Source organism: uncultured Oxalicibacterium sp. (assembly GCF_913776015.1).
Lineage (GTDB): Bacteria > Pseudomonadota > Gammaproteobacteria > Burkholderiales > Burkholderiaceae_D > Oxalicibacterium.
This window is the reverse complement of record NZ_CAJYMD010000066.1, coordinates 41,549-61,766: the sequence shown is the minus strand read 5'-3', so window position 1 is coordinate 61,766 and position 20,218 is coordinate 41,549. Positions and strand designations below refer to the sequence as shown.

Below are 20,218 nucleotides of genomic sequence, written 5' to 3'. Positions count from 1 at the left end.
TGCAAGAACATGCAGACAAGTCGAGTGATTTCTCAACAATTGTCAGCATTGTGCAAAAAAGCGGGTGCGTCTCATTGCATCTATTGCGCTCGCCAGCCTGCGCCACTATAGTTGCGGCATGATTTCCGACTTCCATACCCTTTCCGAAAAGATCGAACAACTGGCCGCGCTGACACAGTCGCTGCGCAGTGAAAACGCCGAGTTGCGTTTGCGTTCGTCTGCATTGTCCGAAGAAAACGCCGAACTCGCGCGACGCATGCAGGAAGCGCACGATCGCGTGGCAGCGCTGCTCGAAAAAATCCCCGCACCAGAAGAACAGAAGGAAGAGGCAGCATGATTCAGGTCAATGTGTCCATCATGGGCCAGCCATACAAGCTCGCCTGCAAGGAAGAGGAAGAGCAAGCCTTGCGCGAAGCGGTTGCCTACCTCGATGAAAAGATGTGCGCCATTCGCGATGCCGGCAAAATCAAAGGGACCGATCGCATCGCCGTCACGGCAGCACTTGGGGTGACGGCAGAATTGCTTTCTACCAAGACGCCGGAAGGGCCTTTGTCCGAGATGACGATGGCGGAAGTTCATCAGAAAATTTCCGCGATGCATGCGGTGTTGGATACCGCACTCGCACCACAAGAAAAACTGTTTTAATCACGCTGCGACGCTTTCTTTGAAGGGGCGATTGCGGTAAACTGCAATTCCCTGCGGTGTTCGCCATTGCCATATATTCCTTGAACCATTTATGCGCAGCGGTCGCGGAATTTTGTTCGATGGGAGTGATCGTCGCTAGTCCGATGAACCCGAAGTTGAACTAACTGCGGCCACCTTGAACCTCTTGGTTCGGGATGCCGGCAAAGCGGCACAGGCGGGGACTAATTGATGAACGGCTGCATGTAAATGCAGCCGTTTTTTTATGCGCGTTTTATCATGGTCCGGCTTTTGCATGATGCTTGTGCAATTAGCCATGCACGCGTTCTTCATCTCGCAGGAAACTATCATGCGTTACTGGCTCATGAAATCCGAACCTGACGAAGTCAGCATTGACGATGCCCTTGCCGCGCCGGGCCAGACCGTGCCGTGGACCGGTGTACGCAACTATCAGGCACGCAACTTCATGCGCGACACCATGCAGATCGGTGATGGCGTGTTGTTCTACCACTCCAGTTGCCCCGAGCCAGGCATCGCCGGGCTGGCCGAGGTGGCGAGCACACCCTACCCTGATGAAACGCAGTTCGATCCTCACAGTCCTTATTACGATCCCAAAGCCACGCGTGAAAATCCGCGCTGGATGCTGGTAGACGTGCGCGCGCTCAAAAAAACGCGACTGGTGCCGTTGGCCGAGATGCGTGCTGCGTCAGCGCTGGAGACGATGCAGGTACTGCAGAAAGGCAGTCGTCTCTCCATTACGCCGGTGACGAAATGCGAATGGAATTATCTTGTCAAAAAAATGCTGTGAGGGAAATTGCCAGACGCCGATGATGCTGCAAATGCGAAACAATTTCCCTTGCAAGCGTGCGTTAGCGCACGGCAGAATGAACTTTGTGCTGCTTAAATAATCTTTATAGAAGTATAACGATGCGGTTGATCAGGTAAGAAACATGAACATTCCCTTGGCCAAGACCAGTGTGGAGCAGCAAAGGCGTTATCGTGACGCTGCTACTGGCTTTTTCGGCAAGGGTCTTATTTCATCTCCGGTTATCTTCCCTTCAGAAAGCGCCGCCTCTGGCGTATCACACAATTTCCCTGTCGTAGCAATGACGCCGTTATGCACGGCTGATGCTATCGATTTGTATTCCTAACCTATTGAAAAAAAGCAGAGGGAGAACATGAAAGCAATGATTCTTGCAGCAGGCAAGGGCACCCGTGTCCAGCCTCTCACTTATGAACTACCCAAACCGATGATTCCCATCCTCGGTAAGCCGGTGATGGAATATCTGGTTGAACATCTGGTGAAGTTCGGCATTCGCGACATCATGGTTAATGTCAGCTATCTTCACCACAAGATCGAGGAATATTTTGGTGAAGGTCAGCGTTTCGGTGCGCAGATCGGCTATTCCTTTGAAGGTTTCATGGATGAAAACGGTGAAGTCATGCCGAAGCCGATCGGCTCTGCCGGCGGTATGAAGAAAATTCAGGAATTCGGCAATTTCTTCGATGAAACGACGCTGGTTATTTGCGGTGACGCGTTGATCGATCTGGATATCAAGTCAGCCTTGTTCGAACATCGCCGAAAAGGGGCCATGGTCAGCATCATTACCAAAGAAGTCGAGCGCGAAAAAGCGGCCGACTACGGTATGGTCGTGATGGATGAACAGGGTCGCGTCCAGTCATTCCAGGAAAAACCAAAGCCGGAAGAAGCCAAATCGCTGTTTGCCAGTACCGGTATCTATATCATGGAACCGGAAGTGCTGAAACTGATTCCACCTGATACCGAATTCGACATCGGCTCGCAGCTTTTCCCGCTGCTGGTGGAAAAGGGCATGCCGTTCTACGCACAAAAGCGTTTCTTCAACTGGATCGACATCGGCAATATTCGCGACTACTGGGCAGTATCGCAAAGCGTGTTGCAAGGCGAACTGGCACACATGACGATGCCTGGTACGCAGATTCGCGAAGGTTTGTGGGTCGGCCTTAATACGCGCATCGATTGGGAAGGCACGACCATTGAAGGTCCTGTCTACATCGGGTCCGGCACCCACATTGAGGCAGGGGCGACGATCATCGGCCCAACCTGGATCGGTCATGGCAGTCAGATTTGTGCGGGTGCACATGTCGAGCGTAGCGTGTTGTTCGAGTACACGCGCGTGTCGCCGGGCTCTAAGATGAACGAGTTGGTTGTGCATCGTAACTACTCGGTCACGCGCGAAGGCAAGATGCAACATATTTCGGAAAGTGAAACCGAAGCATGGCGTGATGCACGCGATCGTCGTGGCAGTTCACGCACGGCAATCAAACAGGCCAAGGCGGTTGCCGTAGCCTGATCTTCTCTGGTGCGATCGGCGCACCAAGAGACATTTTCATAGAAGCCCGCTCACGCGGGCTTTTTGTTTTGGAGCTATCAATTATTGCGGGATTGATCGATGGTGTGTGAATTCAGGTTTAACGCTGTATGGCGGTGTCGGGCGTATCATTTGGAGGCAGTTTGCCCATGCGCTGAAGAATGGCGTCGCGATTCGCTTCTCCTGCCAAGTGCGTTGCGACGTGTTCGATCCAACCTTGAGTCGGTGCCGGGCGAGCATTCAGAATTGGCAGTAACAGCAACGCGCCCAGGATCAAGTACTGGCGTGTGAAGGCAATGCCTGCATGGCGTTGGCTGATGGCGATGAAAGTGAATGCAAGCAGGAAGCCGAGCAGCAAGCCGCTGATCGCTTCGGAAACCGAATGTACGCCCAGTACGAGTCGCGAGACGCAAATGGCGATGGCAAAGACGATGGCAGCGATGACTGCCGTGGCGCGCACACTGCTTGTGCACCGTTGGGCCAGCAGGTAGGCAAATGGTGGCGCAATTGTTGCGGCACGCATTGCATGACCGCTGAAGCCGTGGAAGTCGACGGCAGCAATGCCGATACCCCAACCGACGTAAGCCACCTTGGTTGCCGTAACGAGAAACAGGCCGAAGCCAAACAGCATCAACCACCACGTTGCCAAGCGCCACTCGCGTGCGGCGGCCAGCCATACACTGATCAGCAGCGCGACCGGCAGCGTGAAGTTGGTATCCGCCAGCCGGGTGAAGAAAGACCAGAAATCCATGAGAGGAAACAAACCGGTTTCGTTGTTCTGGGTTGCGTTGCCAGATCAGCTTTTGGCTGGTTGTACGCGGGTGGCCGGATACTTTGGCGTGCGATACGCAATGATCAGCATCACGATACCCAACGCAATCAGCGGTATAGACAGCATCTGCCCGGCTGAAATTGTGACAGGACCAAAATGGACTTCGTAATCAGGTGTGCGGAAGTATTCGGTGAAGAAGCGCGCACAACCGTACAGCAGCGAGAACATGCCACCGACCGCCATGCGCGGACGTTCCTTGCGCGAGAACAGCCACAGGATGATAAACAGCAGCACGCCATCGATGGACGCCTGATACAGCGGCGACGGGTGACGCGGCTGGTTATCGACGTTCGGCCAGATCATGGCCCACGGTAGCGACGGATCGGCAATGCGGCCCGGCAGTTCGGCGTTGATGAAATTGCCGAGACGGCCAAAGGCGTAACCGAGCGGCACCATCGGCGCGATGAAATCCCAGACGTCGAGCACGTTGCGGTCTTTCTTGCGGGCCCAGACGCCCATCATCAGCAAGACGCCGAGGAAGCCGCCATGGAAGGACATACCGCCTTTCCACACCTTGAAGATTTCGAGCGGATTGGCGAAGTAATAGGCTGGCGCATAGAACAGCACTTCGCCAAGTCGCCCGCCGACGATCACGCCGACCACGCCATAGAACAGCATGTCTTCGATGTCGTCCCTGGTCCAGCCCGCTCGCACGATTTGCGGCTGCTTGATGCGAATGCGCGCCAGCCAGACAAACTGCAAGAAGGCGGCGAGGTACATCAGGCCGTACCAGTGAATGGCGATCGGGCCGATCGAAATCGCGATCGGGTCAGGCATCGGGTGAATCAGCATGTTCTATGTCTTTCTCAGTAATTCCAGGAAGGCGTGCAGTACGGGCGAGGCATTGTCGCGCCGCCAGGCTAATCCCGTTTCCACCAGCGGCGTGCGGTTCGTCAGTTCACGATATTCGACACCGGGCCGCTTCAGGTTGGATACGGATTGTGGCACAAGCGCGATGCCCATGCCGGCCGAGACCAGGCCGATGATGGTCTGCATCTGGATCGCTTCCTGTCCGATGCGCGGTGTCAGCCCCGCTTCGTGATAGCAGGCGAGGATGGCATCGTGCAGGGCAGGGGCGATGCGACGCGGAAAGATGATCAGCGGCTGGTCACTCAGCGTTTCCAGCGCGGCTTTCGCGTTGCCGCGCACGGCAGGCAATCCTTTGGGCACGGCCAGGATCAAAGGTTCAGAAAGCACGGGCAGATAATCGATTTCCAGCCACGCTTTCTCGGGCAAGGGCGGAATCAGCAGGCCGACGTCGATGCGGCCTTGCAGCAGTTCTTCCAACTGCACATCGGTGGTGGCTTCGCGCAGATCGATTTCGACAGCCGGATAGGTTTCGCGGAATTCGCGCAGGAAGGCGGGCAGCACGCTGTAGTCGGCGGTCGAGACGAACGCCAGCGACAGCGTGCCCGATGCGCCGGAACTTGCACGTCGCAGCAGATCCGGCAGCGCTGCCGTCTGTTGCAGGATGCGCTGTGCTTCTGGCAGCAGCGCGACCCCGGCTGGCGTCAGCGACACGCTGCGGCTATTGCGGCGGAATAGGGCGGTGCCTAGCGAATTTTCCAGTGAGCGGATCGCCAACGACAGCGGTGGCTGCGTCATGTGCAGGCGCTGTGCGGCGCGGCCGAAATGCATTTCTTCGGCAACCGTGAGGAAATAACGTAACTGGCGGAGTTCGATATTCATGAGGCGAACGCGAATGGCTTATTGATACTTTAAATATATCAATAAATGTTGAATCATATATTTGACAGTCGTCATTGCGCAAGGCATGCTGGCGACTTCAAAAACCATGGAGGCATCATGGCATTCAACCGCCGCTCAAAAAACATTACCCAGGGTGTGTCCCGCAGCCCTAACCGCTCGATGTATTACGCACTGGGCTACGAGAAGGAAGATTTCGACAAGCCGATGGTCGGCATTGCGAATGGCCACTCGACAATCACGCCGTGCAACTCCGGTCTGCAAAAGCTGGCGGATATCGCCATCAAGGCCACCAAGGAAGCCGGTGCCAATCCGCAGGTATTCGGTACGCCGACGATTTCGGACGGGATGTCCATGGGTACCGAAGGCATGAAGTTTTCGCTGATTTCGCGCGAAGTCATTGCTGACTGTATCGAGACCGCAGTCAACGGCCAGTGGATGGATGGCGTGCTCGTCATCGGCGGTTGCGACAAGAATATGCCGGGCGGCATGATCGCCATGCTGCGCACCAACGTGCCAAGTATTTATGTCTACGGCGGCACCATCAAGCCGGGTAACTGGAAAGGCAAAGACCTGACCATCGTTTCTGCATTCGAGGCTGTGGGTGAATTTACCGCTGGCCGCATGTCGCAGGAAGATTTCGAAGGCATTGAGCGTAATGCCTGCCCATCGTCGGGCTCGTGTGGTGGTATGTACACGGCCAACACCATGTCGTCTTCGTTCGAAGCGCTGGGTCTGTCGCTGCCTTACTCGTCGACCATGGCGAATCCGGATGACGAGAAAGTCGGTTCGGCTGCAGAATCCGCACGCGTGCTGGTCGAAGCCATCAAGAACGATTTGAAGCCACGTGACATCGTCACGCGTGAAGCGATCGAAAACGCCGTTGCCGTCATCATGGCAACCGGTGGTTCGACCAATGCCGTGTTGCACTTCCTGGCGATCGCACACGCAGCAGAAGTCGATTGGACCATCGACGATTACGAGCGCATGCGCAAGAAAGTACCGGTCATCTGCGATCTCAAACCATCGGGCAAATACGTTGCGACCGATCTCCACAAGGCTGGCGGTATTCCGCAAGTCATGAAGATCCTGCTCGACGCCGGCATGTTGCATGGCGATTGCATGACGATAACCGGCAAGACGGTTGCTGAAGCACTGGCCGATGTCCCATCGGTGCCGCGTGCGGATCAGGACGTCATCCGCCCAATCGACAAGGCCCTGTACAACCAGGGCCACCTTGCCATCCTCAAAGGCAATCTGTCGCCTGAAGGTTGCGTTGCCAAGATCACCGGTTTAAAAAATCCGGTCATCACCGGCCCGGCACGTGTGTTCGAAGATGAATACTCGGCAATGGATGCCATCATGGCCAAGAAGATCAATGCTGGCGACGTGGTTGTCTTGCGTTACCTCGGCCCTAAAGGCGGTCCGGGCATGCCGGAAATGCTGGCACCAACCGGTGCGTTGGTTGGTCAAGGTCTGGGTGAATCCGTCGGCCTGATTACCGACGGTCGTTTCTCCGGCGGTACCTGGGGCATGGTGGTTGGCCACGTTTCGCCGGAAGCATTTGTCGGCGGTACGATTGCGCTGGTGGAAGAAGGCGATTCGATCACGATCGACGCACACAATCTGCTGATTCAGCTCAACGTGCCTGACGAAGAAATCGCACGTCGTCGCGCCAACTGGAAACAGCCCGCACCGCGTTACACGCGTGGCGTGTTGGCCAAGTTTGCCGCGTTGGCATCTAGCGCCAGCAAGGGCGCAACGACGGGTTGAGTCGATTGCGACAATGACGCATCGTGCTGACTTTCGAGATTCGCAAGATCGAGAAGTCTGATGCGTCTTGAAACGCGATGGATACGGAAGGACTGCGCTTCGTATGAGCTGAAGCGCAGTCCTTTTTATTTGGATGAATGCGTTGAGCGATCAGAAAGCGATGTCCCTGTAAGTCGCTTTGGGAATGCTCTCGTGATGCGTATGTTGCTCACTCATCCGTTACCGTCATCGCGTAGACGGCATCAACATGCTGGCATTACATAATTTGAAGGCTTCGCACCTACCTTGAACGCATCTGTCACGCCAGCACTGTTCTCCGTGATTTTCATCATCGCTATCGGTTTCTTCGTGGCGAAGATGCGATGGGTACGGCAGTCTGCGATTCATGATTTGTCCAATCTGGTGTTTTACGTCCTGACGCCTGCCTTGCTGTTTCGCACCATGATGAGTGTCAAAGTGAGCGAACTGGATTACGCCACGATTGGCGTTTATTTTCTGGCGGTGGCCGTGGTTTTCATTGTCACCCTGCTTGCTTCAGGTGTGACGACGTTGTCGGCGGCACGCGCCTTGGCGCACACCTTCAGCAATACCGTGATGATCGGTATTCCGCTCGTCAATCTGGTGTTTGGCGAAGAAGGACTGATTTCCCTGTTCACGCTGATCTCGATCCATGCCCTGGTGTTGATGACGGGCGGCACCATTGTGTTCGAACTGGCTGCGGCACGTCAGCTTGGGCGTGACGGCGGGGCGGGCAATATATGGCGAACATTGGCTGTTGCGGTGAGAAACAGCATCCTGCATCCGATTCCCATCCCCATCATTGCGGGAGTGGTGTATGCCCAAACAGGATTCGGGTTGCCCGCGATGGTTGATAAACCGTTGCAGTTGATGGGGCAGGCCCTGGGGCCGATGTCATTGCTGCTGGTGGGCGTCACGCTTGCGTATAGCCAGCTGAAGGGCAATTTGTTGCCGGCGTTGCGCATCGCCGTGGTCAAAACCATGCTCCATCCGCTGGTATTCATCCTGTGTGCCTGGTTGTGTGGCTTGAAAGGCATTCCCATGGCGACGATGGCAATGGCGGCTGCGTTGCCAGTGGGAGCAAACGTCTTCCTGTTTACGCAGCGCTACAAGGTGGCAGAGGATGAGGTGTCGGCCAGTATCGCCTTATCTACATTGCTGGCTTTTTTCAGTTTGCCGGTTGTTTTGCTCGTACTCAATCGCTGGATATGAGCACGCATTGGTAACGCGAGCTCGTGGATTTTTGCAACCCGCTAGCGCGATAAAGGCCGCCTGCCTGCTTTGATTTTTCCGCCGTAGCTCTCAAACAATCATGGTCTTCCGCTGAAAAAGTGGCGTGCCGAAAGACGCTTTAAGAAGCGTCATGTGCATTCCGCCGTGCATCTGCTGTCCGATCGTTGTCCATGCGTCTCATGATCGAAGCATGTGTTGAGATGCTTGATTTTTGTGAGCCTGGTAGCGCAAAAGAGCGGGCACTTATCTGTCGATTGTCTTGTCGCTGTGCAGCAAGGACTGCACACGATTTGCTAGTGCTTCCGAAGTGAAGGGTTTGGTCAGAATCTGCATGCCTTGTTCAAGATGGCCGTGATTGAGCACGGCATTTTCCGCGTAACCCGTCACGAATAGAACTGGCAAGGCGGGATGCCGCTCTCTGAATGCATCGGCAACCTGCCTGCCGTTCATGCCATTGGGCAGGCCGACATCGGTAATCAGAAGATCAAGAGCCGGGCAGGCATCCAGCGCTTTCAGTGCCGAGGGGCCATCTTCGGCTTCGACCATGAAATAGCCAAGATCCTTGAGGATTTCTGTTGCAACCATGCGCACCAAGGGTTCATCATCCACGATCAGGATCGTCTTGCCCGCATTACCACTGAGTGATGACTGTTGTTCGTATGGATTGTCTTCCGCTTCCTCAGTGCCGAGATGGCGCGGCAGATAGAGCGAGATGATCGAGCCCTTGTTCACTTCCGATTGAATGCGTACCGCGCCGCCTGACTGGCCAGCGAAACCGTAAACCATGGATAGGCCAAGACCGGTGCCCAGTCCGATCGGCTTGGTGGTGAAAAAGGGATCGAACGCACGTGCCATCACATCTGGCGTCATGCCGGTACCGGTATCGTGGACGCAGAGCATGACATATTGACCTGCAGACAACCCGTGTTCGATCGCAGCCTTGTCATCGAGCACACAATTCGTGGTCTCGATTTTTAGATTGCCGCCGTCGGGCATGGCGTCGCGTGCATTGATGCAGAGATTGAGCAGCGCGTTTTCTAGCTGGCCGACATCGACGAAGGTATTCCACAAACCGCTGGCAGCGATGGTCTGGACGGTGATGGCCGGGCCGACACTACGGCCGATCAGTTCATGCATGCCGCCGACTACGCGGTTGACGCTAGCGGGTTTGGGATCCAGCGTTTGGCGACGTGCAAAGGCGAGCAGGCGTTGCGTCAGCGAGGCAGCACGTTTGATGCCCGATTGTGCGGCATTGACGTGGCGCTCGATATCGGCAAGGCGGCCTTGCGTCATGCGTGCCTTGATCAAGTCAAGGCTGCCAAGAATGCCGGCGAGGATATTGTTGAAGTCGTGTGCGAGGCCGCCGGTGAGTTGTCCGACTGCTTCCATTTTTTGCGCCTGACGTAAGGCATCTTCCATCTTGAGCAGTTCGGCGGTGCGATCTTCCACACGCTGCTCCAGCGTCTCGGTGAGAGCGCGTAACGCCGTGTTGGCGCGATCACGCTCTGCCTCGACGGCACGACGCCCTTCGACATCGATCAATACGCCGGGAAATTTCAGAGGCGTACCATCGGCTGCCAGTTCTACCCGACCATTCGCTTCCAGCCAGTAATAATTGCCGTCCAGACGGCGTGTTCGATATTGGTGGGCATAGGCACCGCCGCGTCCGATGGCTTCGGCAATCGCGTGGGCAAGGCCTTCCTGATCGTCGGGGTGAACAGTTTCCACAACTTTTGCCAGAGGCAGTCCGCTTCTGGCCTTGTCAGGATCAAAACCGAAAGACGAGGCGAATGCTTCATCCACGATGAACTGATCCGTCTGCAGATCCCATAACCACGTGCCGATGATGGCACCTGCCGCCAGTGCCAATTGAACACGCTCCACATTTTCGCGTAGCGCTGCTTCGGTCTGTTTTCTAGCGGTGATGTCACGAAACAGAACGGCCACCTGACGCATATCGCGAGAACCCACGCGTTTGGCGGAAACTTCAATATGGCGTTTTGCCGAGATGAATTCCTGTTCAAAACGAATCGGCTCGCCAGATTGCAGCACCTTGCCATAGACGGCGAGCCAGGTATCGGCATGATTCGGTTCGATTTCACGCAGGCGTTTGCCGACGATGTCATGAATGCCGGTGTGACGTTGATAACCTGAGTTGGCTTCGATGTGGACGTAATCGCTCAAGGGGCCGTGCGGGCCATCGATGAACTCGATGATGCAGAAGCCATCATCAATGGCTTCAAACAGCGCTTCGCGTTGTCGTTTGTAGGAGGCGATATCGTCTTCCAGTTCTGCCAGGCGGACGGTGGTGGTATCAGTGTGCACGGCGTTCATGTCTTTCAATGCCAATGGGGCATGTAATGAGCGTGGATGGGCGATTCATGTAACAAAGGGGGGCTGCATGGTAATGCGCACCCAGCCGATTGTTTGCTGTTGTACTGCGGGCAATGCTGCGTGGATATAGATTGTGTTCAGCCACGTTCTCGTCTTGCTGCGCAGTGAAGAGAAGAGCGCTGATACGATCTGCTCGGCTCGGTAAGGGGTACGTGACGAAGATAAGGCATTGCTCATGCTGAGGCGCGCAGAAGAGACGCAAAATTCTGGAAGGGATTCTTGTTAATGGGGGCCTTGTTCGAGCTATCTGGCGCACGTCAGTCAGGGATTTTCTGATTTACAAGCTGCAAGCGAGACTCTATAGCCAGAGAGCAAACCGATCATTTAGTTCACGATTTAATGCTATCTGGAAATTTATATTTTCTGACGGAAATATAGCATGGCGCCCTAAAGTGTCTTGAGGAGACGGGCGGAATGATCATTCGTCGCGACACGCCATACTGTGCATGCGTGAAACCCAATAAAAAAGCCGGACAACGGTCCGGCTTTGGTGGGTTAGTACAGTTCTTATTGTGCCGATACGATCGGTTTATCCCAGTTGGCATTGCACCACGCACGTTCTACGAAATGCTGTTTTCCTTCCGGGCAGTAAGCCGGATTGCCGCCAGCCACTTTCGCCTTGTCGGATTGATCCACTTTGCAGCGCCATGTTGCAGATGCCGGTTGTGCAGCCGTACAGACTGGCAGTTTCGATTCGACATGTCCGGTGAAGTAATAGATGACGGCAGGCGATAGCAGCAGGATGGCGATGATCACGCCCAAAATCGAGAATTGCGCCATTTTCGAGAATTGATCGATGACGGAGGGTTTGTGCGCATGCGGAGTATGGGGTGAGGTATCGGACATTGTTCAAGAAAATGTTAAAAGAAGTGGAAGATTGTAGAGCATCACGGATCTATATCCCCTTGTGTGACCAGCAATTCGTCCAATGAGAGGGTCATGCATGCATTGTTGAACATAAAAAAAAGCCGGACGATGTGTCCGGCTTTTTTCTTGGTTCATGACGCATCAAGCGATCTGGTCGAGCGCCTTTGCAAGATTCTCTACCGTACGATCGATGTTGTGCAGTTTGTCCAGACCAAAGAGGCCGATGCGGAAGGTCTTGAATTCCGGACCTTCATCGCATTGCAGCGGTACGCCAGCAGCCGTTTGCAGACCGGCGGCGACGAATTTCTTGGTCGATTGAATGCCATCGTCCGTCGTATAGGCAACGACAACACCCGGTGCTTCGTAGCCTTGTGCTGCCACGCTCTTGAAGCCGCGTTCGGCCAGCAACGCACGAACGCGATCGCCAAGCTGTTGTTGTTCGTCGCGCACTTTGGTGAAACCGTAATCTTCGGTTTCTTTCATCGTGTCACGCAGGATGGTCAGCGCATCAGTCGGCATCGTGGTGTGATAAGCAACGTTGCCTTGTTCGTAGGCTTCCATGATTTGCAGCCATTTGCGCAGATCGCAGGCAAAGCTGGTGCTTTGCGTATGTTCGATACGTTCGCGGGCGAGTTTGCTCAGCATGATGAAGGCGCAACCGGCCGAACCGCTCCAGCCTTTTTGCGGTGCACTGATCAGGACATCCACGCCAGCTGCCTGCATGTCTACCCAGATGGTGCCCGAGGCAATGCAGTCAAGGACGAACAAACCACCCACTTCATGCACGGCATCCGATACCTTGCGCATGTATTCGGTCGGCAGCATGATGCCCGATGCGGTTTCCACGTGCGGTGCAAACACGATAGCCGGCTTGGCCTGCTTGATCGCGGCCACGACTTCGTCGATCGGTGCCGGCGCAAAAGGTGCCTGGCTGCCTGCTTCGATCTGGCGCGCTTTCACAACCGTGGTTTCTGACGGAATGCGGCCGGTTTCAAGAATCTGCGTCCAGCGGAAGCTGAACCAGCCGTTACGCAGCACGAGACACGGTTTGTCGGTGGCGAACTGGCGCGCAACGGCTTCCATGCCGAAGGTACCGGAACCCGGCATGACGATTGCCGAGTGCGCGTTGTAGACGTGTTTGAGCGTCCGCGAAATATCGCGCATTACGCCCTGAAAGCGTTGCGACATGTGGTTGATTGCACGATCCGTGTAGACCACGGAGTATTCGAGGAGGCCGTCGGGATCGACGTTGGGAAGGAGACCGGGCACGATTGTTCCAGAAGAAAAAATCCGACCGCATCAAGATGAACTTGATTAGGCCATGAAAGCGACAGAAATGTCGAAAAAGAGAGATTTTACCGCGTGAAGACATTTCTGGCTTGCGCTATCCGACTTTTTGCGCCGAACCGGTGCGTGGACGATGTGTAAATGGCACACCGGTGCCTCTGTTTCTCAAGGATTCGTGAGGAAAAGAGCGTTTGTAGGCTGGTGGGCCTGTTTATGGGGCAGGCCGTGCAGAGGTTGTTACGTATTCGGTACCACGCGCACCGAAAACGCTTCATCGATAAAGAAGCCATTGTCAGGAAAGCCGGTTTCATCCTTGAAACCGAACCAACTGAAATTGCCCTTGGGTTCGATGGTGAGCATGATCTTGCGCACGGTGTGCGTCTGATCGAGTGTGGGAGTGGCCGCCCAGTTCTGCATCAATTGCTCGATGACCAGCAGTTGCTTGGCGTACTGACCGTTATTGATGCGCAAGAAACGATCGTAAAGATCCTGATAAGCCTCGAGCGAGAGCGTGCCGCCTGGTGCCAACAACATCAGGAAGGGCGGAATGATGCGTGCGATGGTATCTGGCTCGGTCATCAGTACCTGATTCAGGTACGGGAAGGTATCCTTGTCGGCATCGCGATAGAACTGCTCGGGCGTAAAGCCCAGCGCGAGAAAGCGCTGGTAGATCTTGTGGCGCTGCAGTTCGTGATCCAGCACATTGATGAAAGTCGGCATGGCTTCCTGATCGAATACTGAAGAAATACCGAGCCGGATGCGTCGATAGCCTGCAAGCTGCAAGTCGACATGCAGCAGCTCCTGGGCCAGTGCTGCGCTTGGGTGGCGGCAACCTGCGTATTCGATGACAGCGCGCTCGTCTTCGACACTCGACAACCAATCGCTGCTTTTTGATTTTTCAAACTTGAGTTTAGTTTTCTGCTGCACGCTTTGCAGCAGAGAGGCAAGGCGGGAATCGGAACGGGCTTTGTCGATGACACTCATGGGAATTGCGAATAAATGGAATGAAGGCACGATTATGCGACACATCTGCACAGGTATTGCCAATCAAAGCGCATGTCGGACTCCAGGGACGATGCGTGCTGATGTGATGCAACGACTAGGTTGACGCCTGTTTGCGTCGTTCCTTTTCTTCGTACATGGTCTTGTCGGCGTGATCGAGCAGAGTTTGTTCGCTTTGTCCATCCAGCGGATAGCGTGCGATTCCGATGCTCGGCTGGATGTGCAGCGTATGTGCCTCAAATTGCATGGGGCGTTGTACAGCGGCACGAATTTTCTCGGCGACCAGCATGGCGTAATCGGGCTGCTGCATGCTTTCAATCAGTACCACGAACTCATCGCCGCCGATGCGGGCGACGGTATCGGCTTCGCGTATGCACTGCTGCATACGTTGCGCAACTTCGCGCAGCAATTGATCGCCGGTTGCGTGACCATGCGTATCGTTGATTTCCTTGAAGCGATCAAGATCGAGAAACAGCACGGCCATTTGCTCGTTTCTACGGCGCGCACGTGCGAGACTGGTTCGCAATCGATCGAACAGCAAGCCGCGGTTGGGCAAATCGGTCAGGGGGTCGTATCGCGACGCATGCTGCAATTGTGCATACAACTGCTTGCGTTCAACGGCCGTGGCGATTTGCGTCGAAACGAAACGCAGCAACTCCTTGTCCTGTTCCGTATATTGGGTGCCACCTGCATAACTGCGCAGGAAGATGGCGCCGATGGTGTCATCGGTTGCGATCAAAGGGACAGCCAGCCAGCACAGCGCGTGGTACCTGCCAACGCTACGCAATCCTAGCGGCAGGTTGCTGTTTTCACTGCGGCACAGTAATGCGGGTTGTCGGCTGGTGACGATTTCCGGGTACAACTGTTCGGCCGAAGTACGAAGGTGATCGATCGGTTCATCATATTGATCCACGTGATAAACAAAATCCAGCGTGGTGCGATCGGGCTTCTGCAACGCGATCGAGAAATTTTCTGCGGGGAGCAGCGAGCTGATGATCTGGTGGATGCGTTCGAAAAGGTCCTGCAGATTTTCAGCGACGTGCGCGGCTTCCGAGATGGCGTACAGCGCAGCACGGATGGCTTCTGCCTTCTTGCGATTGGTAATGTCGCGGGCAACGGCGATGCGTACGCCATTTTCGGCTGACCACCGTGCAGACCACATGATGTGGACGATCTGTCCATCCTTGCGCAAGTAACGGTTTTCGATGTTGATTTTGCTATTGCCAGCCATGATGTCTTCGGCAATCGATTGTGTCGTCGCACGATCATCCGGATGGACGAGATCAAGCATGGGTTTGCCGATTACTTCTTCCGGCGCATAGCCAAAAATTTGTTCAAACGCACTACTGACGAAGACAAAACGACCATCGGGATCGACGATACAAAGGGCATCTGGCAGAAGATCAAGAAAGCGTGAGGCAGGGATGTTGAAGTTTGTTTCCATGAGGCATGGACGTCAGCCGAAAGTAATGGTTCCTACGCAGCGACACGGCAAATGCAAAACAATGTGTCGTGGTTACTTGAAGGTGCGTTTGACGCGATCCGCGCGCGTTTTCTCGAGTTGTTCGTGCGCCTTGCGTTTATCTCGGCCCAACATGCGCTCGATGTATTCGAACCAGAGAAAGGCGAGAGCGAACAGGCCGACGACCCACCACCATGACATGTCTGCGACAGGTCCGATCGCCAGCAATTTGAGGGCGACAAAAAGGACAATCAGAATGATCAATGGCATGGCTTTCTCGTGCAGGCAGTATGTGCTGCGAGCATAAGGCGAAAATTTCCTCTGGTCAAAACTGGCAGGGGAATATTGCGACAGGGCGCTGCGGCATGTTGCGTGGATGCCAAAAGCCACGCCAACCATGCGGTGAAAAAGAAAGATTACTGGTAGTGCGCAGTGCCCGTTTGCAGAAGAAAAGATTGCCCGCCTTATAGGCGGCGGACAATCTCAGGGAAAAGAACAAACGATCAGAAGGGAATGGTGGCCGATAGCAGCAGGGCGCGTGGCGAACTGATGGTCAGACCGTTGGAGGAGGCGCTGGCCCAGTAAGTCTTGTCCAGCAGATTGGTAATGCTTGCGCGCAGTGTGACAGGGTGGCGTTGTGCCGGGAAGGTGTAACGTGCGCCTACGTCAAGCCGGGTCCAGCCGGGAATTTCCTTGATATTGGTTGCATCGACGTATTGCGACGTCGTGTGCAGCACCCGTGCTGACCATGCCATGCCGTCGAGAAAAGGCGTATCCCAATCCAAACCCGCATTCCAGGTAAAGCGCGGTGAGCCTTGTGCCACCTTGCCTTCCGTATTGGCGACACTGGAGCGTTCCGTGCGTGCATCCAGATACATGACGCCTGCCAACAGGCGCAGGCCGCGTTGCGGTTCACCGAAGATATTGGCTTCCAGGCCGCGATTGCGCTGCATGCCGCTTACGGAAAAGATGTTGGTAGCGGTATCGAAGTAACCACCGGGTTTGCGTATTTCAAAGAGACTGACACTCGCGCCAAGTTTGCCGTAGTCGAATTTGGCGCCGATTTCCTTCTGTTTTGATTTCACCGGACGGAACACGGCATCTTGATTGATTGCCGCAGTTGGGATGGCTGGCGCTTCGCTCAGGCCTTCGATGTAGTTGGCATACAGGGAGACGTGTTGCCATGGTTTGACGAGTAATGCGACGGCCGGTGTCCATGCCTGTTCATCGAATACCTTGTTCAGGGAACCATTGGATTGGAATCGCTCATTGACTACACGTTGCAAACGGCCACCGATAGTCAGTTGTACGCGGTCTTCCATCATCGAAAGTGTATCTGCCAGTGCAAAGCTGACCAGTCGTGAACGATTTGTCTTGGGCACACTGTCACTCAAACCGGCCAGCGACGGTGCACTGGTAATGGCGGGTGTGTAAATATTGGAATTGGTCGTAGGAGAGACCGAAAGGCTAAGATTGCCGAAATCCTTTTCCAGGAAAGTGGCACTAGTCGTAATCGCATGCGCAATCGATCCGGTTTGTGCACGGGTCTTCAGACCAACTTCCGCAGTCCGTACACTTTCGCTGCGCAGGAAATAGTTTGGCTGTTCACTAAAATTGCCCGTTGCATTGTTCAGGGTAATGCCTTGACGCAAAAAATCGTAATAGCCTTTGCGAATGCCAAATGCCCCGTAAATGGTGGTTTGCTCGCCTACATCATGTTCTGCCCGCGTTGCCAGGTAGTGATCACGTGATTTGGCGTATGTCCATGCCGGCGCATAGTTGGAGGCAAGTAAATTGGCATTGGGGACGGGAGCGTTTGCGCCGAGAGAGACCCGTTCCTGCGGTGCATCCACCGTACGATCCTGATAACCGACATCGGCAGATAACCGTGTATGGACACTACGGTAATCCATGCCGAGCGTGAAGAGCCCACGTTGCTGACGCTGATTATCAACGGCGGTATCGCCGCTACGGTAGGCGCCGTTGAGGCGCACGCCAAATTGGCCTTCTTCCCCGAAACGCTGTCCGAGATCCAGATGCGCGCCAACCGTACTATCGCTGCTGTAGCTGGTGGTGATTTCTCTTGTTGGGGTATCACCCGCCCGTTTCGGAACAATGTTGATGGCACCACCGACCGCGCCGCCTGGTGCCATGCCGTTGATCATCGCACTGCTGCCTTTGAGTACTTCGACGCGTTCGAGACTTTCGACGGCAACCGCGTAAGTTGGCACGATGCCGTATAAGCCGTTCAGTGCGATGTCGCTGTTCAACAACGAAAAGCCGCGGATGGAGAACTGATCGAAGCGGCTGGTACGCGGGTTGATGTTTTGCACGGACGCATCATTCGCGATCACGTCGGCAATGCTGTCTGCCTGTTGTTGCTGAATCAGATTGCTCGTATAAGCCGTCAGGGAAAACGGCGTATCCATCACGTCGCGCTGGCCAAGCATACCCAGTTGTCCGCCGCGTGCGACTTGTCCGCCAGCGTACACCGGAGCAAGATCGCCTGTGCTGGCCGCGGTCACGTTGACTTGTGGCAGGACATTTTCAATGTTGCTTGCTTCACGTTCGCTGACGATCGAGAACGAGCGATTGTCGATAGTACGAATATGCAGTGACGAGCCTTGCAGCAAACGGGAAAGTGCTTCTTGTACGGTCAGCTTGCCTTTGATGGCCGGCGCAGTCTTGCCAGCCGTAATGTCGCTGACAAACAGAATCTGTGCGCCAGTCTGGCGTGCCAATGCATTCAGTGCCTGATGCAATGGCTGTGAAGAAATATCGATATCGACGGGGGATGATTGGGCAAAGACCGACGCCGACAGCGTCAGACCTGCTGCCAGAATGGTCAGGCGGGTTTTCAGTTTTTTCATGCAGTCTTCTCCAGTAAATGAGGCTAGCTACCGGAGAAGCCGAGTCAGACTTCGTCGATGTACACCTTGTGTCGATAATTATTTTTCAGTGCGCGATACGAAGCGATCCTTGTCATTGCGCAAGTAAAGATCGTTATTTGTCTGTGCGAGAAGAAATCGCCACGCTGCCATCGGTGCGATGTTCGATCCGTACCGGCGCGAGCGTTGGCAACATGGTCAGCAATTGTTCGAGATTGTCGATGTCGAACTGCCCGCTGATGCGCACATCGCCGATTGCGGAGGCGACCATGACGGGGTGGTGACGATAGCGGTTCAGTTCGGCAGCCAATTGGCGCAGGGGCGTGCGATCAAAATACAGTTTGCCGTGCCGCCATCCGGTTGCCAGTTCGGTATCTGTTGCGTGGATGGCTTGCAAGCCGGCCTGATCGACACGGATGGTTTCTCCTGCTCGCAGGATCGGCCCGTTCTGCGTCGTGCTTTCAGGGAAAACCTGCACACTGCCCTCAACCACCGTGACATCGGCGCCGTTTTCGGTATTGCGCACATTGAATACGGTACCGATATCGACCACTCGCGTATGGTAAGCATGCACGACAAAACTGCGCAGACGCGAGTGCGATACCGTGAAGAGCGCTTCGCCGCGTTCCAGATAAACCTGGCGCGAACGCAGATGGTGGGCAATCCGTAATGACGAATCGGTGTTGAGAGCAATCTGGCTGCCATCATGCATTTCCCAGACGCTGCGTTCGCCGATACGCGTGGCGATGTTTTCCGTGTGGTAAACCGGATCAGCCCACAACAAGGCGCCGATGACCAGCATGCCTAGGGTTGTCACGGCAGCTTTCTTTCGGCGTTTGCGTGCTTCGGCGCGTCCTACGATTTCACTGATGCCGGGCAATTGCGCGCGCAAGTTTTCTTCGAACATCATGAGCGCTTCATCGTCCAGCGTGGTGGGCGACGTACGCTTGGGATTGCTGGTGGAAGTGCCGGAAGCGATCGATTCGGGCAGGCGTGAACTCACGTTTCACCGTTCATGACAGGTGCTAATCCGGCGACGGCACGCGCCATGTGACGTGCCACCATACCGCGCGAGATGCCGAGCTTGTTTGCCACTTCTGCCTGCGGCAAGTGATAGAGCTTGTGCAGAATGAAAACATCGCGACAGCATTCGGGCAGCGCCTGCACGGCGGCCAGCAGTGCCTGCTGCTTTTGCTGGAAGGCGATGTTGAGTTCTGCACCGGAGAGCGCGGCATGTGCAACCGGTTGCTCCGGAATGTCCGGCATGCTTTCGACGATCCCGGCACGGACCTTTTCCACGCGATAGCGATCGATTGCCAATTGCGTTGAAACGTGGCGCAGGAAGGCGCCCGGCGCGCGCACATTTTCTGGCGGTCGCTCCAAAAGTTGTACGCAGACGTCTTGCAACACGTCCTTGGCGAATCCCTTGTCGCCGAAACGGCGACGAAGATGATCAATTAGCTCGTCGTAACGGCAGACAAATTCGTCGATCAAGGTGGAATGGGGAGGATTTGTGAGCACTGCAGCAACAATGGAAGGCGCGAGAAGATGTTTTTAATGAATGATACTTATTATCATTTTAGGTGCTGCATGGTCTGTAACGCAACAATATGTCTGCACGCTGTTGTCTGGTTTTGACAAGACATCTTGAAACTCGGTTTGCTTTGTGAGCAAAGGTAACGTTTCCTTGCATGTGAACGTTAACAGTACAAACTTGTGCATGTGACGTTTTGTCTCATCGGTCACTCTGTCAAACACGATA

General features: G+C 54.9%; 19 protein-coding genes and 1 other RNA gene. 8 read left to right on the top strand and 12 right to left on the bottom strand.

The genetic code is table 11. The annotated features are described in order from the left end of the window. Positions 1-118: 118 nt before the first annotated feature. The 6 genes from QZ725_RS11435 to QZ725_RS11410 all read left to right on the top strand — a co-directional run bounded on the left by QZ725_RS11435 (position 119) and on the right by QZ725_RS11410 (position 2,975). Positions 119-337, top strand: coding sequence for a DUF904 domain-containing protein (locus QZ725_RS11435; RefSeq protein ID WP_293779606.1), 219 nt, complete (start codon positions 119-121; stop codon positions 335-337). After that, the gene (locus QZ725_RS11430) at positions 334-645 is read left to right on the top strand and encodes a cell division protein ZapA (protein ID WP_293779604.1); all 312 of its coding nucleotides are present in this window, start codon (positions 334-336) and stop codon (positions 643-645) included. The genes QZ725_RS11435 and QZ725_RS11430 overlap by 4 nt, the downstream gene beginning before the upstream one ends. 45 nt (positions 646-690) lie before the next feature. Next, positions 691-870, top strand: a non-coding RNA gene (gene ssrS / locus QZ725_RS11425) — 6S RNA. Positions 871-991: 121 nt separating this feature from the next. Beyond that, the gene (locus tag QZ725_RS11420; protein WP_293779602.1) at positions 992-1,450 is read left to right on the top strand and encodes an EVE domain-containing protein; all 459 of its coding nucleotides are present in this window, start codon (positions 992-994) and stop codon (positions 1,448-1,450) included. A gap of 142 nt (positions 1,451-1,592) precedes the next feature. Further along, on the top strand, positions 1,593-1,793 hold the full coding sequence (locus QZ725_RS11415) for a hypothetical protein (RefSeq protein ID WP_293779600.1): 201 nt from the start codon (positions 1,593-1,595) through the stop codon (positions 1,791-1,793). Positions 1,794-1,820: 27 nt separating this feature from the next. Beyond that, on the top strand, positions 1,821-2,975 hold the full coding sequence (locus tag QZ725_RS11410) for an NDP-sugar synthase (protein ID WP_293779598.1): 1,155 nt from the start codon (positions 1,821-1,823) through the stop codon (positions 2,973-2,975). 118 nt (positions 2,976-3,093) lie between these two features. On the opposite strand, the gene QZ725_RS11405 is transcribed toward QZ725_RS11410, so the two are convergent. Genes QZ725_RS11405 through QZ725_RS11395 form a run of 3 tightly spaced genes read right to left on the bottom strand, consistent with a single transcriptional unit; the run spans position 3,094 to position 5,514 of the window. Beyond that, entirely contained in the window at positions 3,094-3,744 is a 651-nt protein-coding gene (locus QZ725_RS11405) for a phosphatase PAP2 family protein (RefSeq protein WP_293779596.1), read from the bottom strand. 45 nt (positions 3,745-3,789) lie between these two features. Further along, complete coding sequence (lgt, locus tag QZ725_RS11400; RefSeq protein ID WP_293779594.1) at positions 3,790-4,617, bottom strand: prolipoprotein diacylglyceryl transferase; 828 nt, start codon at positions 4,615-4,617, stop codon at positions 3,790-3,792. 3 nt (positions 4,618-4,620) lie between these two features. Continuing rightward, positions 4,621-5,514 (bottom strand): LysR substrate-binding domain-containing protein, encoded by an 894-nt coding sequence (locus tag QZ725_RS11395; RefSeq protein WP_293779592.1) that lies wholly within the window; start codon positions 5,512-5,514, stop codon positions 4,621-4,623. Positions 5,515-5,631: 117 nt separating this feature from the next. Between QZ725_RS11395 and ilvD the strand changes: the two genes are divergently transcribed. Continuing rightward, positions 5,632-7,305 carry a dihydroxy-acid dehydratase gene (gene ilvD / locus QZ725_RS11390; RefSeq protein WP_293779590.1) on the top strand — a complete coding sequence of 558 codons (1,674 nt, stop codon included), beginning with the start codon at positions 5,632-5,634 and terminating at the stop codon, positions 7,303-7,305. A gap of 285 nt (positions 7,306-7,590) precedes the next feature. Continuing rightward, complete coding sequence (locus QZ725_RS11385) at positions 7,591-8,535, top strand: AEC family transporter (RefSeq protein WP_293779588.1); 945 nt, start codon at positions 7,591-7,593, stop codon at positions 8,533-8,535. A 264-nt stretch (positions 8,536-8,799) separates the two neighbouring features. Here QZ725_RS11385 and QZ725_RS11380 read toward each other — a convergent pair whose 3' ends face one another. The 9 genes from QZ725_RS11380 to QZ725_RS11340 all read right to left on the bottom strand — a co-directional run bounded on the left by QZ725_RS11380 (position 8,800) and on the right by QZ725_RS11340 (position 19,950). Next, on the bottom strand, positions 8,800-10,890 hold the full coding sequence (locus QZ725_RS11380) for a response regulator (RefSeq protein ID WP_293779587.1): 2,091 nt from the start codon (positions 10,888-10,890) through the stop codon (positions 8,800-8,802). Positions 10,891-11,457: 567 nt separating this feature from the next. Then, positions 11,458-11,796, bottom strand: a complete 339-nt coding sequence (locus QZ725_RS11375; RefSeq protein ID WP_293779586.1) for a hypothetical protein — start codon at positions 11,794-11,796, stop codon at positions 11,458-11,460. Between the two features lie 162 nt (positions 11,797-11,958). After that, on the bottom strand, positions 11,959-13,086 hold the full coding sequence (locus QZ725_RS11370; RefSeq protein ID WP_293779584.1) for an aminotransferase class V-fold PLP-dependent enzyme: 1,128 nt from the start codon (positions 13,084-13,086) through the stop codon (positions 11,959-11,961). A 255-nt stretch (positions 13,087-13,341) separates the two neighbouring features. Beyond that, positions 13,342-14,088, bottom strand: a complete 747-nt coding sequence (locus tag QZ725_RS11365) for a hypothetical protein (RefSeq protein ID WP_293779582.1) — start codon at positions 14,086-14,088, stop codon at positions 13,342-13,344. Between the two features lie 115 nt (positions 14,089-14,203). After that, complete coding sequence (locus QZ725_RS11360; RefSeq protein ID WP_293779580.1) at positions 14,204-15,550, bottom strand: sensor domain-containing diguanylate cyclase; 1,347 nt, start codon at positions 15,548-15,550, stop codon at positions 14,204-14,206. Between the two features lie 72 nt (positions 15,551-15,622). Next, entirely contained in the window at positions 15,623-15,838 is a 216-nt protein-coding gene (locus tag QZ725_RS11355; RefSeq protein ID WP_293779578.1) for a TIGR04438 family Trp-rich protein, read from the bottom strand. A 233-nt stretch (positions 15,839-16,071) separates the two neighbouring features. Further along, complete coding sequence (locus QZ725_RS11350) at positions 16,072-18,438, bottom strand: TonB-dependent receptor (protein WP_293779576.1); 2,367 nt, start codon at positions 18,436-18,438, stop codon at positions 16,072-16,074. Between the two features lie 133 nt (positions 18,439-18,571). After that, the gene (locus QZ725_RS11345) at positions 18,572-19,459 is read right to left on the bottom strand and encodes a FecR domain-containing protein (protein ID WP_293779574.1); all 888 of its coding nucleotides are present in this window, start codon (positions 19,457-19,459) and stop codon (positions 18,572-18,574) included. Continuing rightward, a complete protein-coding gene (locus tag QZ725_RS11340; RefSeq protein ID WP_293779572.1) occupies positions 19,456-19,950 on the bottom strand; it encodes an RNA polymerase sigma factor in 495 nt (164 codons plus the stop codon). The genes QZ725_RS11345 and QZ725_RS11340 overlap by 4 nt, the downstream gene beginning before the upstream one ends. Positions 19,951-20,218 lie beyond the last annotated feature (268 nt).

Excerpts from the sequence above, each read along its gene's own strand:
- QZ725_RS11435 (WP_293779606.1), top strand. The coding sequence starts at position 119 with ATGATTTCCGACTTCCATACCCTTTCCGAAAAGATCGAACAACTGGCC.
- QZ725_RS11430 (WP_293779604.1), top strand. The coding sequence starts at position 334 with ATGATTCAGGTCAATGTGTCCATCATGGGCCAGCCATACAAGCTCGCC.
- QZ725_RS11420 (WP_293779602.1), top strand. The coding sequence starts at position 992 with ATGCGTTACTGGCTCATGAAATCCGAACCTGACGAAGTCAGCATTGAC.
- QZ725_RS11415 (WP_293779600.1), top strand. The coding sequence starts at position 1,593 with ATGAACATTCCCTTGGCCAAGACCAGTGTGGAGCAGCAAAGGCGTTAT.
- QZ725_RS11410 (WP_293779598.1), top strand. The coding sequence starts at position 1,821 with ATGAAAGCAATGATTCTTGCAGCAGGCAAGGGCACCCGTGTCCAGCCT.
- QZ725_RS11405 (WP_293779596.1), bottom strand. The coding sequence starts at position 3,744 with ATGGATTTCTGGTCTTTCTTCACCCGGCTGGCGGATACCAACTTCACG.
- lgt (WP_293779594.1), bottom strand. The coding sequence starts at position 4,617 with ATGCTGATTCACCCGATGCCTGACCCGATCGCGATTTCGATCGGCCCG.
- QZ725_RS11395 (WP_293779592.1), bottom strand. The coding sequence starts at position 5,514 with ATGAATATCGAACTCCGCCAGTTACGTTATTTCCTCACGGTTGCCGAA.
- ilvD (WP_293779590.1), top strand. The coding sequence starts at position 5,632 with ATGGCATTCAACCGCCGCTCAAAAAACATTACCCAGGGTGTGTCCCGC.
- QZ725_RS11380 (WP_293779587.1), bottom strand. The coding sequence starts at position 10,890 with ATGAACGCCGTGCACACTGATACCACCACCGTCCGCCTGGCAGAACTG.
- QZ725_RS11375 (WP_293779586.1), bottom strand. The coding sequence starts at position 11,796 with ATGTCCGATACCTCACCCCATACTCCGCATGCGCACAAACCCTCCGTC.
- QZ725_RS11365 (WP_293779582.1), bottom strand. The coding sequence starts at position 14,088 with ATGAGTGTCATCGACAAAGCCCGTTCCGATTCCCGCCTTGCCTCTCTG.
- QZ725_RS11360 (WP_293779580.1), bottom strand. The coding sequence starts at position 15,550 with ATGGAAACAAACTTCAACATCCCTGCCTCACGCTTTCTTGATCTTCTG.
- QZ725_RS11355 (WP_293779578.1), bottom strand. The coding sequence starts at position 15,838 with ATGCCATTGATCATTCTGATTGTCCTTTTTGTCGCCCTCAAATTGCTG.
- QZ725_RS11350 (WP_293779576.1), bottom strand. The coding sequence starts at position 18,438 with ATGAAAAAACTGAAAACCCGCCTGACCATTCTGGCAGCAGGTCTGACG.